16 protein-coding genes and 1 pseudogene are annotated in these 14,106 nt (G+C 55.7%); 10 read left to right on the top strand and 7 right to left on the bottom strand.

Annotation, left to right across the window (positions count from 1 at the left end):
- Window positions 1-39 precede the first annotated feature (39 nt).
- Window positions 40-1,914, bottom strand: a complete 1,875-nt coding sequence (gene cobT / locus OA238_RS14120; RefSeq protein ID WP_015495682.1) for a cobaltochelatase subunit CobT — start codon at window positions 1,912-1,914, stop codon at window positions 40-42.
- 88 nt (window positions 1,915-2,002) lie between these two features.
- On the bottom strand, window positions 2,003-2,992 hold the full coding sequence (cobS, locus tag OA238_RS14115) for a cobaltochelatase subunit CobS (RefSeq protein WP_044036870.1): 990 nt from the start codon (window positions 2,990-2,992) through the stop codon (window positions 2,003-2,005).
- A 316-nt stretch (window positions 2,993-3,308) separates the two neighbouring features.
- Between cobS and OA238_RS35085 the strand changes: the two genes are divergently transcribed.
- From OA238_RS35085 to OA238_RS14085, 7 genes and pseudogenes are all read left to right on the top strand, one after another.
- Window positions 3,309-3,422 carry a sigma factor gene (locus tag OA238_RS35085; RefSeq protein ID WP_420806496.1) on the top strand — a complete coding sequence of 38 codons (114 nt, stop codon included), beginning with the start codon at window positions 3,309-3,311 and terminating at the stop codon, window positions 3,420-3,422.
- Window positions 3,423-3,556: 134 nt separating this feature from the next.
- Complete coding sequence (locus OA238_RS35080; RefSeq protein ID WP_420806462.1) at window positions 3,557-3,685, top strand: hypothetical protein; 129 nt, start codon at window positions 3,557-3,559, stop codon at window positions 3,683-3,685.
- Window positions 3,682-3,951, top strand: coding sequence for a hypothetical protein (locus tag OA238_RS14105; RefSeq protein ID WP_044036869.1), 270 nt, complete (start codon window positions 3,682-3,684; stop codon window positions 3,949-3,951). Before OA238_RS35080 ends, OA238_RS14105 begins: the two co-directional genes overlap by 4 nt.
- Window positions 3,952-3,963: 12 nt before the next feature.
- Window positions 3,964-4,389 carry an anti-sigma factor domain-containing protein gene (locus OA238_RS14100; protein ID WP_044036868.1) on the top strand — a complete coding sequence of 142 codons (426 nt, stop codon included), beginning with the start codon at window positions 3,964-3,966 and terminating at the stop codon, window positions 4,387-4,389.
- Window positions 4,390-4,508: 119 nt separating this feature from the next.
- Window positions 4,509-5,010, top strand: a pseudogene (locus OA238_RS14095) (fasciclin domain-containing protein).
- Between the two features lie 147 nt (window positions 5,011-5,157).
- Window positions 5,158-5,625: a peptide-methionine (R)-S-oxide reductase MsrB gene (msrB, locus tag OA238_RS14090; RefSeq protein ID WP_015495679.1), complete on the top strand. Its 468-nt coding sequence runs from the start codon at window positions 5,158-5,160 to the stop codon at window positions 5,623-5,625.
- 294 nt (window positions 5,626-5,919) lie between these two features.
- Window positions 5,920-6,453: a hypothetical protein gene (locus OA238_RS14085; protein WP_187293052.1), complete on the top strand. Its 534-nt coding sequence runs from the start codon at window positions 5,920-5,922 to the stop codon at window positions 6,451-6,453.
- A 1-nt stretch (window position 6,454) separates the two neighbouring features.
- On the opposite strand, the gene OA238_RS14080 is transcribed toward OA238_RS14085, so the two are convergent.
- A complete protein-coding gene (locus OA238_RS14080; protein ID WP_044036867.1) occupies window positions 6,455-7,087 on the bottom strand; it encodes a J domain-containing protein in 633 nt (210 codons plus the stop codon).
- Window positions 7,088-7,161: 74 nt separating this feature from the next.
- Between OA238_RS14080 and OA238_RS30300 the strand changes: the two genes are divergently transcribed.
- Window positions 7,162-7,416, top strand: a complete 255-nt coding sequence (locus OA238_RS30300; RefSeq protein WP_083906885.1) for a BolA family protein — start codon at window positions 7,162-7,164, stop codon at window positions 7,414-7,416.
- Between the two features lie 717 nt (window positions 7,417-8,133).
- On the opposite strand, the gene gatB is transcribed toward OA238_RS30300, so the two are convergent.
- Window positions 8,134-9,660 (bottom strand): Asp-tRNA(Asn)/Glu-tRNA(Gln) amidotransferase subunit GatB, encoded by a 1,527-nt coding sequence (gene gatB / locus OA238_RS14070; RefSeq protein ID WP_015495675.1) that lies wholly within the window; start codon window positions 9,658-9,660, stop codon window positions 8,134-8,136.
- A 251-nt stretch (window positions 9,661-9,911) separates the two neighbouring features.
- On the opposite strand from gatB, the gene OA238_RS14065 reads away from it, so the two are divergent.
- A complete protein-coding gene (locus tag OA238_RS14065; protein ID WP_015495674.1) occupies window positions 9,912-10,709 on the top strand; it encodes a transglycosylase SLT domain-containing protein in 798 nt (265 codons plus the stop codon).
- Here OA238_RS14065 and OA238_RS14060 read toward each other — a convergent pair.
- The 3 genes from OA238_RS14060 to pepN form a co-directional block, all read right to left on the bottom strand.
- On the bottom strand, window positions 10,706-11,047 hold the full coding sequence (locus OA238_RS14060) for a hypothetical protein (protein ID WP_015495673.1): 342 nt from the start codon (window positions 11,045-11,047) through the stop codon (window positions 10,706-10,708). The two genes, OA238_RS14065 and OA238_RS14060, sit on opposite strands and share 4 nt — an antisense overlap.
- A gap of 74 nt (window positions 11,048-11,121) precedes the next feature.
- Complete coding sequence (locus OA238_RS32855) at window positions 11,122-11,265, bottom strand: hypothetical protein (RefSeq protein WP_187293051.1); 144 nt, start codon at window positions 11,263-11,265, stop codon at window positions 11,122-11,124.
- A gap of 50 nt (window positions 11,266-11,315) precedes the next feature.
- Window positions 11,316-13,874 carry an aminopeptidase N gene (gene pepN, locus OA238_RS14050; RefSeq protein ID WP_015495672.1) on the bottom strand — a complete coding sequence of 853 codons (2,559 nt, stop codon included), beginning with the start codon at window positions 13,872-13,874 and terminating at the stop codon, window positions 11,316-11,318.
- A gap of 84 nt (window positions 13,875-13,958) precedes the next feature.
- Here pepN and OA238_RS30295 point away from each other — a divergent pair, with 84 nt between their 5' ends.
- The gene (locus tag OA238_RS30295; protein WP_217591586.1) at window positions 13,959-14,099 is read left to right on the top strand and encodes a DUF2256 domain-containing protein; all 141 of its coding nucleotides are present in this window, start codon (window positions 13,959-13,961) and stop codon (window positions 14,097-14,099) included.
- The last annotated feature ends 7 nt before the right edge of the window (window positions 14,100-14,106 follow it).

The following is a 14,106-nucleotide window of genomic DNA, read 5'->3' as shown; positions in this document are numbered from 1 at the left end:
TCGCTTTTTTGGTTGATAAATTCCCAGCTCGCGCAGCGTTTAACCCGACTTGCGCATTCCAAGTGCCCGCGCCCGTTTGCGTGGGTCTGGTTCAAACAATCCGGCCAGCTGTTCTGTCATTGCGCCAGCCAATTGTTCCACATCGGTGATGGTGACGGCCTTGTCATAATAGCGCGTTACATCGTGGCCGATGCCGATTGCGATGAGTTCAATTGCTTTGCGTTTCTCGACCATAGCAATCACATCGCGCAGGTGTTTTTCCAGATAATTCGCGGGGTTAACGGACAAAGTCGAATCGTCGACCGGGGCGCCATCACTGATCACCATCAAAACTTTGCGCGCTTCTGGTCTTGAAACCATGCGCCGATGCGCCCATTCAAGCGCCTCCCCGTCGATGTTTTCTTTCAGCAAGCCTTCTTTCATCATCAGGCCCAAATTGTCGCGACTGCGACGCCACGGTGCGTCGGCGCGTTTGTAGATAATGTGGCGCAAATCATTCAGACGACCGGGCTGTTGCGGGCGACCTTCGGTCAGCCATTCTTCGCGGCTCAGCCCGCCTTTCCAAGCTTTCGTGGTAAAGCCAAGAATTTCGACCTTCACCTGACAGCGTTCCAACGTGCGCGCCAAAACATCGGCGCAAATCGCGGCAATCGAAATCGGGCGGCCGCGCATGGATCCGGAATTATCCAGCAACAAAGTCACGCAGGTGTCGCGAAATTCGGTGTCCTGTTCGACTTTGAACGACAGGGGCGTAGTCGGGTTTGCCACAATCCGCGCGAGGCGGCCCGCATCCAAAATGCCCTCTTCTTGGTCAAACGACCAGCTTCGGTTTTGCTGTGCCTGAAGGCGGCGCTGCAATTTGTTTGCCAGCCGCGACACGGCCCCTTTTAGGGGTTCCAATTGCTGATCAAGATAGGCGCGCAGGCGTTCCAATTCGGCCGGTTCGGCCAAATCTTCGGCACCGATTTCTTCGTCATGATCTGTGGAATATGAGACATAATTTGGGTCCGCGTCCGAGATCGGCTGCGGCGCAGGCGGTTCCATCGGTGCCTCGCCCTCGGGCATGTCGGCTTCTTCAGCCATCTCGGATTCGGCGCTGTCATCCATCGACACTTGTGCTTCGGCGGCGTCCTGTTGTTCTTCTTGGCTTTGTTCGGGCGTGCCTTCGGTTTCGTCTTCATCACCGTCGTCTTGGCCGGTGGAGTCGGGCTCGTTTTCGTCCTCATCGCCAGAGTTGGCTTCGTCTTCCTCGTCGCCGATGTCGTCAGGGTCATCGCCCAATTGATCGCCAAAGCCCATGTCCGAAATGATCTGGCGTGCGAATTTGGCGAAGGCCGCTTGATCTTCTAGTGTGTCTTGCAAACCCTCAAGGGTGCCGCCGGCGTTTTCTTCGATAAACCCGCGCCACAAGTCCATGACGTTGGCAGCCCCTTTGGGCAAATCGCGCCCTGTGGCGAGGTGGCGGATTAGATAGCCCGCAGCTGTTGCCAGAGGGGCCTCGGCCGCTTCGCGGATTTGATCGTAGCCCTTGCGGATCGCTTCATTACCGATCTTGGCGTCAATATTGCCTGCCGTGCCGGGCATGTGGCGCGCACCGACGGCTTCGACCCGCGCGTGTTCCATCGCGGTATAAAGATCCTGCGCCATCTGGCCTTGTGGCATGTATCTGGCGGACACTTTGGCGTCGTGGAATTTGTGACGCAGAGCGAATGCGTCCGCTGTGCCACGCGCGATCAACACCTCATCGCGCGTCATACGGCGGCTGACCTGCGGCAAACGCACGGTTTCCGCCGTGGCCCCAGGGGGGTCCACAGTGAACGTCACAGACAGTTCAGGATCGTTCGCCATGACCTTCGTGGCCTCAGCGAGAGCTTTTTTGAACGGATCAGCTGGGTTGTCGGATGGTTTATTCATTGCTCACTTTCCACGGTCACATCCACCCCGATGGGTGTCGTCGCAAATTTTAGCGAAGACCGACCATTCGGGAGGGATGAGCACGCCGTCATCCCAAGCTCAGGCTTGCCGCACTCTCAGGCAGTTCTTCATCAAAACAACGCTGGTAGAATTCGGCCACCGTCTGGCGCTCCAATTCGTCGCATTTGTTAAGGAACGACAGGCGAAACGCATAGCCCACATCCTGAAAAATACGCGCGTTTTCAGCCCATGCCATGACGGTCCGTGGCGACATTACCGTGGACAGATCACCGTTCATGAACGCGGTGCGGGTCAGATCGGCAACCGTGACCATTTGCGAAATAATCTTACGGTCTTTGTCACTGTTATAAGTCGGCGCTTTTGATAGCACGATCTGCGTTTCCGCGTCGTGGGACAAGTAGTTCAACGTCGCGACCAGTGACCAACGGTCCATCTGCGCTTGGTTGATCTGCTGCGTGCCGTGATAAAGACCCGTCGTGTCACCCAAGCCAACAGTGTTTGCTGTAGCGAACAGGCGGAAATAGGGGTTGGGTTCGATGATTTCGTTCTGGTCCATCAGCGTCAGTTTGCCATCTGCCTCAAGGACACGCTGGATAACGAACATAACGTCGGCACGTCCCGCGTCGTATTCGTCAAACACAATCGCGACGGGATTGCGCAATGCCCACGGCAAAATTCCTTCGTGGAATTCCGTAACCTGAACACCGTCGCGCAGTTTGATCGCGTCTTTGCCGATCAGGTCGATACGGCTGATATGCGAATCTAGGTTCACCCGCACCGTCGGCCAGTTCAGCCGCGCGCCGACCTGTTCGATGTGCGTCGATTTACCGGTGCCGTGATAGCCTTGCACCATGACGCGGCGGTTGTAACCATAGCCCGCCAAAATCGCCAACGTAGTGTCTGGATCAAATTTATAGGTTGGATCAACCACAGGCACACGGTCGCTGGCGCCCTTTGGGAAGGCCTTGACCTTCATGTCCGAGTCGATGCCGAACACCTCACGGACCGAAATTTCTTCGGTTGGTTTCATCATCGGGTCAAGATTTCCGTCGGCCATATGGGTGCCTCTGCTTATCAAAATTTGCGCAATTGCTGTGGGCTTCGGGATGCAACATATAGCGATGCGCCGCAAGGGGAAGGGGACATTCGTTGTCTTGTGTTCATAGAGCGTTATATCAAGGCTTCGATGCATTGAGGACCGCCCCGACATCACGACGCGACAAGACATCGCAGACATGATCCATAGGGTCGCGCTGAATGATCGAAGTGCGTTCGAGTCGCTTTATGCGACAACCTCGGCGAAACTATTCAGCATTATTTTGCGTGTCTTGAAAGACCGGGCCGCAGCAGAGGAGGTTTTGCAGGAAGTCTAACTGCGGTTATGGCAAGGCGGGGCGAGAACGTTCGCGACTGGCAAAGCCAGCCCGATCAGTTGGCTGGCGACCATCGCGCGCAACCGTTCAATCGATCGATTGCGAAAAAATTGACCCAGCAGTCCGCTTGAGGACGCGCCAGAAATTGCAGACCGGGACTAGGGCCCGAAGGCCTCGCAATCGCCGTATCGGAACGTGCACAGATCAACGGGTGTCTGGATGAACTCAACCCGGACCGTGCAGCAGTAGTGCGCGGTGCCTATCTGGACGGGGAAACGTATGCTGACCTTGCGGCGCGTTTTGGCGTACCGCTAAATATAATGCGAACATGGCTGCGACGCAGCCTGATAAGTTTGAAAGACTGTTTGAGTAAATGAGCGACGAGGGTATCAACCCAGAAGACGACATTCAGCGCGACGATGTGCTCGCTGCGGAATTGAGTCGCGGGCTGCTGACAGGGGATGAGTTGGCGCAGGCGACGCGCCGCGTGCGCATTGATCAGACCTTTGTGGATTTGGTGGAAAATTGCGATATCCATTTCAGCACCTTGACCGACGGTATTGCGCTGGTCGCGCCGCCCAAAGGTGTGTTCAAAAAAATCAAAGCAGATGCCTACCCCGAAAGCCCGAAGCGCATTTGGTAAAATCTCGGGATTGTGCCCGCCTTTCTGTGTGCGGGTGCCGCGGCGTTGACCCTATTGGTGGCGTTGCAATTTGGTAGTTATATGCAGCCAGACGCTGTGACGCCGACATCCGTGGCCCGCGTGGTCGCACAAGACAATGGCCTCGTGGTTGCTGCGGCCTACGTTGAGGACAGCGGCCAATTGTTCGTCGAACGCCAAATCGGGGCCCGCGCGCAAGGTCGATCATTAGAGCTGTGGATCATTGCTGGCGACGCGGCGCCCTTGTCGTTGGGCATTCTGGCGACGGATGAAACCATCAATGAAATTATTATCCCCGAAAGCCTTCGGATTAAAATGGTTGGCGCGACGCTTGCAATCTCGGACGAACCTGCTGGCGGATCGCCGACAGGCGCGCCGACCGGTGCCGTCCTTGCTGCGGGCGAAATTACCACGCTGTAAGTCACGCGCTTTTGCCGTCGCTATGAGCCTGTGAAATGTCCTGAAACTTTCCTTTCATATGATGCGTTGCTTTTGGCATCAGGATCGCAACCGCTGCCGCACTTAGACTAACCGCTGGTATGGCATTCGCCGACGCGCACGCATCCAACCCAATAGTGGGTGGCGCAGAAATGCTGGCTGAAAAGAACGTCATCGAGAATGCAGTAAACTCCCCGATCCACACAAAACTTGTGGCGGCTGTTACGCAGGCTGGCCTCGTTGATACATTGTCCGGCCCGGGCCCGTTCACTGTGTTTGCTCCAACGGACGACGCATTTGGCCTGATAACCGACGAGACACTAAGCGCTCTGATGATGGACGAGAACAAGGCGCGACTGGCCACGATCCTGACCTGCCACGTTGTCGGCGCTGAAGTGTTTGCGGACGCAATCGGTGGCAAGATCGCAGCAGACAGCGGCGCGCACCCAGTTGCAACACTTGGCGGCTGTACGTTGATGGCAGAAATGTCTGGCGACGCCATCACGTTGACGGACGAAAATGGCGACTGTTACAATCGCAGACGTCGATCAGTCCAACGGTGTGATCCACGACATCGATCGTGTGATGCTGCCCAAGCAGTAAGTTTGACTTCTAAGATCGGACGAACGGCCGAGGGCAACAGCCCATCTCATGAGGAGCCTTCGGTCACATCTGCGTGCGCTGTGTCATATTCTGTCCCAGAGGCACAGCGCACGTTTTATAACATTCCCGAACAATCAGGAGTTTGTCATGAATCGTCGGACCTTTTCGATAATCGCCCTCGCCGCTGCCGCGTTTGGCGCTACCCGCGTTGCCGCAGCCGATGGCCCATTTGAGATCACGCGGACGACAGCGCAGTGGCGCGCCCTTCTGAACGACACCCAATACAACGTGATGCGTGAGGAAGGTACCGAACGGTCGGGGTCATCGCCATTGGATAAGAATTACGCGGCGGGCATTTACCACTGCCGTGGCTGCGATCAAGCGCTCTATTCTTCTGAGCATAAATTCGACAGCCGCACCGGATGGCCGTCGTTCTTTGATGTCCTGCCAAACGCGATCCAGACCAAAGCTGACGACACATTCTTTTCGTCGCGCACTGAATGTCACTGTGATCGTTGTGGCAGCCACTTGGGACACATTTTCGATGATGGCCCCGCCCCAACAGGTCTGCGCCATTGTTTGAACGGTGTCAGCTTGGTGTTCCGCGCGGCATAAAACCCACTGAACAAGACCTTCGCGGGCGGCGACTGCCCGCGCCTGATACTCCTCTCTCAGCACATCTGAGACGAGGGGTTTTTTATTTTGGGTATTGGGTTATGAGGCGGGCATTGGTGTTGCATTGCGTCGGCATTTTTTTGCGACGTTATCTGCCCCACTGTGACGGCTTTTGGCTGCATCCTGCGTTGACTGTCCCCTTATGCGAAACAAACATTTTCCACTATGCGAACCCGGTGCCTTACGCCCGCCCCAAAGTTCCAGCATATGCATCCCAAATCAATCGGAGGTTTTATGCGACCAACACTGCGCAAAAGATTATTGCTGACAGAAGGGGAACGCGCCCGTGTGTTGGCGTTTGCGCTGGTCGGCGCATGCAGCGCAGGGCTTGGGTTCCTCGCCGTTTTGCATCTGGATCATGCGGTATTCTTCGGAGAATTTAGTTTGTATCAAGCTTGGATAGTCATCGCATCTGGGCTTGGTGGGATGATCGCGCTGTTTTTGTCTGGTGATCGGATGGGAAAACCGGGGCAGGCAGGTGCTGTGCGCGCGGTGGCGGGTGCAATCTGGGTGACTTTTATTGGCGCGCTAATCGGTGGGACATTGGGTCTGCCATTTTATGGCACAATGTTTGGCCCGTTTATCGTGGTCGTAACCCTGATGGGGGCGCCACTGCTGGCTATGTTATGGGTGTTTAATCTGTTGGGTGCCCACGTGCTGTTGGGCATCTATCAAAGCGAACGTGATACAATCTTCACGCCCTCGCGGATGAGCCAACCAGACCACCCCGATAGCCTAAGAATGCGACTACGGGGGCGATTTAGCTAAATCAGGTTCTGAAGTGGCGGCTGGATTTGATCTGGTCCCATGCCCAAACGACTTCGGCCAATTGTTCTTCTTGTGAACGATCGCCGCCGTTCATGTCAGGGTGCAAGACTTTGATCAGCTTTTTGTAGGCCTTGCGGATTTCCGGCTTGGCCCAGTGATCTTTTGCTTCCAAAATATCGATGGCTTTGCGTTCTGTTGCAGGCAGCTTGCGCGTCGATCCGGTGATGGACTTACCCGGATTCTGGGTCGCGTTCTGGCCCAACACCTGATGTGGATCATCCACACCCAGTCGCGCCCAAGCGCGTTGTTCGTCGGACTTTTTCATCGGCTTGGTTTGACGTTCCCAAACACGATCCTTGTCCTGCTGCGCCCTGAATTCGGCCTCGGTGGTTCCATCAAAGAAGTTCCAGCCAAGATTATATTCGCGCACGTGGTCTTTGCAGAACCAATAGAAATCATCGAGCACGTCAGGGTTCTTGGGCGCACGATATTGGCCCGCCTCCTTGCAGTCAGGTTTTTCGCACACACGGTTTGATGTCTCGGATGCACCGGACATGCCGCGCCGCCCGCGCGGGTTCTTCTTTTTGCTGGCCGAAACCGACATATTAAACCCAAAGGGATCATCTTTTGACATTGCTACACCTTTCCGACTCGGACGTTAGACCATAGAAGATATGAGCGAGGATTGAAGAGGCAGAGGAGAAAATAATGGGGCTAGACACCGAAATTCGCACTGCTTTAGACGCGGCATTTGCGCCCACGTCTCTGGCAGTCATCAACGAAAGCCACAAACACGCCGGTCACGCGGGTGATGATGGGTCCGGTCAAAGCCATTGGCGGGTCGAAATTGAGTCTGAAACGTTTGCTGGTCAGTCGCGTATTGCCAAACATCGCGCGGTTCACACAGCCCTCGGGCCGGACATCATCGGACGCATCCACGCGCTGTCGCTGCAGATTTCCTGACAGGCATTTTCCTGAGAGGCGTGATTGTTCAGAACGCGCACTGCTGTCGTCGATTTTGGGGGCCTGCGCCCCTGTGCGCCGCTTGTCCCACGGGAATGCGAAAGGTGCTGTAATAGTTTCGCTCACACGATCTTCTTTGGCCAATGAAACCGGCGCGTCAATTACTTCCATGGTTTCAACATTTGGCTCTTCAGATGTTGAACCGTGATCCAGCGCTTGTGCGGCGATGTCTTCTAATTCAGTGTCCGGCTCCGGCTTTGCCGCGACTGGGGCTTCAATCACCGAGGTCTGATCTTCGATCAATGCGGCCACTTTGGGCGCATCAGCTTGCTCAATTTCTAAAGTACGGCGAAACACCAACATGTTTTGAAACGACGTTGATTTTTTCGTTAAACCGACGCGCTCTTCAACGGGAAGGGTGTCAGTGCGCTGGTATTCCCAGCCCTGCGCCCCAAGGACATTCATCACCAATTGGAGCGCATTGGCAAAGCGCGCTGGCGTGCCTTTGATCCCCTTGCCCTTAAGCCCGCGTCTCGGCGCTGGAACAACTTTATACTCAAAATATGTCATAATGGCCCTCAACTGCGCAGTGTCTTAATTGGGTGTTTGTAGCAACAACGCCCTACAACGCCAAGAAACAAAGAATTTTTCGCCACACCACAAATGGTGGACGGCGTCGATGCGACCCTCATATCTATTTTACGCCTAGGCCGAAGCCTATTTCAACTTGTCGCTCACGAGTTTGTTGACCGCCGCGGGATTGGCCTTGCCGCCGGTGGCTTTCATTACCTGGCCGACAAACCAGCCCGCAAGTTTCGGGTTCTCTTTTGCTTTGGCAACCTGATCGGGGTTGGCGGCGATAATTTTGTCCACAGCCACCTCGATAGCGCCCGTGTCCGTGACCTGTTCCATGCCCTCGGTCTTCACGATCTCGACCGGATCACGGTCTGAAGTGTAGGCGATTTCAAACACGTCTTTGGCGATTTTGCCGCTGATTTTATCGGATTTAATCAGCGCCACGATCTGACCCAATCGCGCCGCAGAAATCGGGCTGTCGGAAATATCCTTGTCGTCTTTCTTGAGGCGACCAAACAATTCGTTGATGACCCAGTTCGCCGCAAGCTTGCCGTCACTGCCCTGTGCGACGGCCTCAAAGTAGCCCGCGCTGTCGACGTCGGCGGTCAAGACCGATGCGTCGTAATCAGAAAGCCCAAAATCCTTGATGAACCGCGCCTTTTTGGCATCGGGAAGTTCAGGCAGGGACGCTGCAATGTCATCGACCCATGCCTGCTCGATTTCGAGAGGCAGCAGATCGGGGTCGGGGAAATAGCGATAATCATGCGCTTCTTCTTTGGATCGCATGGAACGGGTTTCGTTCTTGTCGGCATCATACAGGCGCGTTTCCTGAATGATTTTGCCACCGTCTTCGAGGATCGCGATCTGACGGCGGGCTTCAAAATCAATGGCCAGCTGGATGAACCGCATTGAGTTCATGTTCTTGATCTCACAGCGCGTCCCAAGATCACCGAAATCACCGGAGGCTTGGAACTTTTCGTAATCACCGGGACGACAGACTGACACGTTCACATCCGCGCGCAGGTTGCCGTTTTGCATGTTGCCGTCGCAGGTGCTGAGGTAGCGCAATATCTGGCGCAGCTTTACCACATAGGCCGCGGCTTCTTCGGGGCCACGGATGTCGGGAAAGCTGACGATTTCCATCAAAGCGACGCCTGTGCGGTTGAGGTCGACGAACGACATCGCGGGATCCATATCATGAATGGATTTGCCCGCGTCTTGTTCAAGGTGGATGCGTTCGATGCGCACGTTGCGTGCGGTCGGCTTTTCTCCAGCGATCCCCGTCCCCATTTCAACCAGCACTTCGCCAGTGCCAACGATGGGATGGTACAGCTGCGAAATCTGATAGCCCTGCGGCAGGTCAGGGTAGAAGTAATTTTTGCGATCAAACGCGCTGTTGAGATTGATCTGCGCCTTTAGGCCAAGGCCGGTTTTCACCGCGTAGGCCACACATTCTTCGTTGATCACCGGCAACATGCCCGGCATGCCCGCATCCACGAAGGCGACATTGCTGTTGGGTTCAGCACCAAATTGCGTTGATGCGCCCGAAAACAGTTTGGCTTTTGTCGCGACCTGCGCGTGGACTTCCAGACCGATCACAAGTTCCCAATCGCCGGTCGCTCCGGCAATGGTTTTTACTTTCGGGGTCTCATAGGTGAGGTCAAGCATATCGCGCTCCGCATCTGGATGTGTGGTCGGTATTTCCGCTTGAATAGGCGCTCATTGGCCCAGCTGCAAGATGGCTTGCAGCGGTGGCATAGCGGTTTGGGTCTGCTGGGACGCTATATCTGGTGTGGCTGGCGGAAAAGAGCCCGCGAAGCGCTGACATTGCACAGATTTGTTGCAATAGTTGAACCAACGCGTATTTGTTTTGGCGATGTTTGTTATCAGAACTCTCCTGGGGGGGGATTCTTGCGATCATGTTGGGAACTGCTACACTAGCCGAATGGCCTGTTGGCGGACCCGAGACGCAGACACGCCCCCTAAGCCGTCTTGATGCGGTTGAACTGCGCACACAAAGTGCGCGCTCGGCGTTGGTTGTATTCCGTCCGCCTGTGCGCCCGGATTACATGGTCCGTTATCCAGTCATGATTTTGCAAGATCCAACGATGCGGCCCGTGGCCCGGATCAGTTATATTCCTGACGCACGCTGGGATTTTCGCGACGATTCAGACAGTTGGACCCGCGCCGCGCTGTCTGCGCTGCGCAGCCACGGTCGTGATTTGCAAGACACTGTGCCGCGCGATATCGCGAACTGGTGTCCGGCCTATACGGAAAACCCACCCCATCTGCGCCGTGCGTTTTGGGTTGGGATGATGTCGGCACTTGTGAAACACGAAAGCACCTATCGCCCGACGGCCGTTGGGGGGGGCAATTTGTGGTTTGGTCTTATGCAGATTTACCCCGACACCGCGCGGCGCTACGGCTGTCATGCAACGACAGGTGAGGCGCTCAAAGACCCCGAAGACAACCTAAGTTGTGCGATCCGAATAATGAACGTGACCGTGCCGCGCGACAATGCCATCGCCGTGCGCGACATTCGTTGGCGCGGTGTAGCGGCGGACTGGGGACCAATGACAAACCGCAGCAAGATCGCGGAAATGGCGGCGTGGACGCGCAGGCAAGATTATTGCGTGTCGCGGTCTTCGATCCGCCCGCAAGCCCGCCCATCGGTGCAGGCGACCCTATCCACAATGAACGACAGTTCAGCCCCTTAGAACGGGGAGAACGGGTGCCGCTGTGCGACAATCCCCGCGTCCTTGAGCGCTGTTTGAAACACATCAACGGGTGGCGCGATGTCAGGTGGCAGCCGTGTATGCGCCCCACCCACATGCACCAGCGTGATCTTCATGCCGCCATCAAAACGCCGGTCAATGCGCACGTGGTCGATGTCGCTGCGATCACCACCACGCAGGGCAGACGCCCAGACGATCCTATTTGGCCACACCTCAACCCAAGCGCGATTGTCGCGGATGACATCCCACAGTGCGGGCAGGGTGAAGGCCAATAAGATCGCCGCAATCCCCCACGCGACGCTAAAGACCAACCACGCCAAAAAAACGCAAACCCAAACGGCCAAAATTGCTAGCACCACGGCCCATCGCCGCCCGCATCGTTCGTGTCGATATATCATCTGACCCGAATCGCGCGGGCGATGTCTGCAGCATCGGCCATGTCTGCCAAACTCCCAACAACATCGCGGATATTGCGGGCGCGATTGGCGCAATAAATTGCAGGAGCAATGGCAGCCACAAGGGCGAAAATGAAGGGCATGTCATGGGTTCTTTTGGTCAACGTTCTCGCACGCGTGGTTTGATACATCATTAAGCGTGATTTCCCAGCATACGCCCAACCATTTCGCCAGTGTCACGCGAAAGACCTGCCGTTTTCGCCAATGTTTCGAGCACATCGCGCATCTGATCCTGTCGGCCCACATCATAGCGCCGCCAAGTTTCGAACGCCGTTGTCATGCGTGCTGTGGTCTGGGGGTTGATCGCGTCAAGCTTGGCGAGCCAATCGCCAAGCAGGCGATATGACACGCCGGACGGCGCGTGAAACCCTGCTGAATGGCCTGCCAGTGCCCCAAAAACTGCGCGGAAACGGTTTGGATTTTTCATATCAAAATCAGGCTCTTGCGTCAGTCGTAAGGCGGTATCAGCCGCCAGATCGGGTGCCGCCAGTGACACAGTCAGACCAAACCACTTATCCATGACCAACCGATCCGCGCGCCACTGATCGCGGAACGCCGCACTCTGATCCTCGCCTTTGCTGATCCGCAACAACGCTGCCAATCCTGCCAGTTGCATGGTCATGTTGTCGGCATCTGCGTATTGTTTGGCCGCCGCTGCACCATCGTCCAGCCGCGACAACAGACCCAGAACCGAATTGGCGAGGCTGCGTTTCCCAGCATTTTTGGCATCGGGCGAATAGGGGCCATCAACGATCATATCGGCCTGAATACGCGGTAGAATATCTTGCACATGCTGCGCCGTCGTAAGCTTTAGCGCCTCAATCGCGTGGTGGATCGCCAGCGGATCCGGCACCGTGCCCGCGTCATGCAAGGCCTTTGCCATATCGTCTTCGGACGGCAGGGAAAGACACAATGCGCGGAACGCAGGATCGAGCGCGTCATTTCGTAAAATTGCCGTGATCCCATCAAGATAGGCTGCATCGGGCGCTGTGTTTTCTGTGATCGATTTCGTCAACACGTCTTTGGCCAGCGCGTCGCCTGCGTCCCATTTGTTAAATGGATCGGTGTCATGGGTCATCAGAAATGCGCGCTCAACGTTGGTTTGGTCGCGTTGCAAAATTACGGGCGCGGAAAAATCCCGCAGGAGTGACGGGACGGGTTTTTCCGCCAATCCGTTGAACGCAAAACTTTGTGTGGTGGCAGTCATTTCTAGCACGGTTGTCGGCTGCACCTCGGTGCCGTCCTGCGACAGCAACCCGACGGCAATCGGAATGACCTGCGCTGACTTGCTGTCTTGACCCGGTGTGGGCGGCGTTTGTTGTTCAAAATGAAGCGCATAGACGCCGTCCTTAAAGTCATCAGTGACGGTCACACGCGGGGTGCCAGCCTGCGAATACCAGCGTTTGAACTGGGTCAGGTCGCGCCCTGTCGTGTCTTCAAACACCTGCAACCAATCCTCAATCGTGGCTGCGTCCCCGTCGTGGCGGGTGAAATATAGATCCAGCGCTTTGCGGTAGGCGTCATCGCCCACCAACCGTTTGAGCATGCCAATCAACTCAGCGCCTTTTTCATATACCGTGATCGTGTAGAAGTTATTGATCTCAATAAAGCTTTCGGGGCGCACCGGATGCGCGAGTGGCCCGTTGTCTTCGCGAAATTGGCGCGACCGAAGGGTGATCGCGTCCTCGATCCGTTTAACCGCATGACTGCCCTGATCGCCGGTATATTGCTGGTCACGAAACACCGTCAGACCCTCTTTGAGACACAGCTGAAACCAATCTCGGCAGGTAATGCGGTTGCCGGTCCAATTGTGGAAGTATTCATGGGCGATGATGGCTTCGATGCGTTCGAAATTAGAATCCGTGCTGGTTTCCGGTGATGCAAGGACACAGCTGGAATTGAAAATATTCAGACCCTTGTTTTCCATCGCGCCCATGTTGAAATCATCCACAGCGACAATATTGAAAATGTCCAAGTCGTATTCGCGACCGTAGACGTCTTCGTCCCATTTCATTGACCGCTTGAGCGCACCCATCCCGAAGGCGCATTTGGCTTCGTCAGGGCCGGGGCGCACGTAGATGTTCAGCGCGACGTCTTTACCGGACATCGTGGTGAACCCGTCCGAGTGGGCAACCAAATCGCCAGCAACAAGCGCAAACAGGTAGGCGGGTTTTGGCCATGGATCGAGCCATTCTGCCCACCCATCGCCGTGGCTTGTCGGGTTGCCGTTGGACAGCAAGACGGGCAGTTCGCCTTCAATGCGCACGCAAAACACGCTCATGACGTCGGGGCGGTCGGGGTAGAAGGTTATTTTGCGAAATCCTTCGGCCTCACATTGGGTGCAATACACTCCATTGGACATGTACAACCCTTCAAGTGCGGTGTTGGTGGCGGGCGAAATTTCAACCTCCGCCTCCCACACGAAGGGGCCGTCTGGGGCATCGCAGGTCAAACCATCGGCGCTCACAACAGGGGTCACGTCAGCCCCGTCAATCTTTGCCCAAATCAGTTTCACATCTTGCCCGTGCAGAAAAAATTCACCGGGGAAATCCACATTCGGGCGCACTGAAATTCGGCTAACCACCCGCGTCGCTGATGCTGCCAGTCGAAATGTCAGGTGCACGTCGTCCAGATAATACCCGAACGGGCGATAGTCCTTGAGGTAAATTGTCTGGGGGGCCGCGTCTGTCATGGGTTTCTCCGCTTGGTTTAATTCAAACTTAAGTGCGCGGGCGCTGGGCTACAAGGCGGGGCGCACTATGTCAGGGTTATGAAAATGCGCGCGAAATCCGATCTGCCCGAAAAAACATGCGTCACCTGCGGGCGTCCGTTTGCGTGGCGTAAGAAATGGGCGCGTGTGTGGGATGAGGTGCGTTATTGTTCTGATCGCTGCAGATCAAATCGGCCGAAATCTTGATTATTTT

The sequence above is a fragment of the Octadecabacter arcticus 238 genome, from assembly GCF_000155735.2.
GTDB classification, from domain to species: domain Bacteria; phylum Pseudomonadota; class Alphaproteobacteria; order Rhodobacterales; family Rhodobacteraceae; genus Octadecabacter; species Octadecabacter arcticus.
This window is presented reverse-complemented; position numbering and strand designations above follow the sequence as displayed.

Excerpts from the sequence above, each read along its gene's own strand:
- gatB (WP_015495675.1), bottom strand. The coding sequence starts at position 9,660 with ATGCTTGACCTCACCTATGAGACCCCGAAAGTAAAAACCATTGCCGGA.
- cobS (WP_044036870.1), bottom strand. The coding sequence starts at position 2,992 with ATGGCCGACGGAAATCTTGACCCGATGATGAAACCAACCGAAGAAATT.
- OA238_RS14065 (WP_015495674.1), top strand. The coding sequence starts at position 9,912 with ATGTTGGGAACTGCTACACTAGCCGAATGGCCTGTTGGCGGACCCGAG.
- cobT (WP_015495682.1), bottom strand. The coding sequence starts at position 1,914 with ATGAATAAACCATCCGACAACCCAGCTGATCCGTTCAAAAAAGCTCTC.
- pepN (WP_015495672.1), bottom strand. The coding sequence starts at position 13,874 with ATGACAGACGCGGCCCCCCAGACAATTTACCTCAAGGACTATCGCCCG.
- OA238_RS30295 (WP_217591586.1), top strand. The coding sequence starts at position 13,959 with ATGCGCGCGAAATCCGATCTGCCCGAAAAAACATGCGTCACCTGCGGG.
- OA238_RS32855 (WP_187293051.1), bottom strand. The coding sequence starts at position 11,265 with ATGCCCTTCATTTTCGCCCTTGTGGCTGCCATTGCTCCTGCAATTTAT.
- OA238_RS14105 (WP_044036869.1), top strand. The coding sequence starts at position 3,682 with ATGAGCGACGAGGGTATCAACCCAGAAGACGACATTCAGCGCGACGAT.
- OA238_RS14085 (WP_187293052.1), top strand. The coding sequence starts at position 5,920 with ATGCGACCAACACTGCGCAAAAGATTATTGCTGACAGAAGGGGAACGC.
- msrB (WP_015495679.1), top strand. The coding sequence starts at position 5,158 with ATGAATCGTCGGACCTTTTCGATAATCGCCCTCGCCGCTGCCGCGTTT.
- OA238_RS30300 (WP_083906885.1), top strand. The coding sequence starts at position 7,162 with ATGGGGCTAGACACCGAAATTCGCACTGCTTTAGACGCGGCATTTGCG.
- OA238_RS14080 (WP_044036867.1), bottom strand. The coding sequence starts at position 7,087 with ATGTCAAAAGATGATCCCTTTGGGTTTAATATGTCGGTTTCGGCCAGC.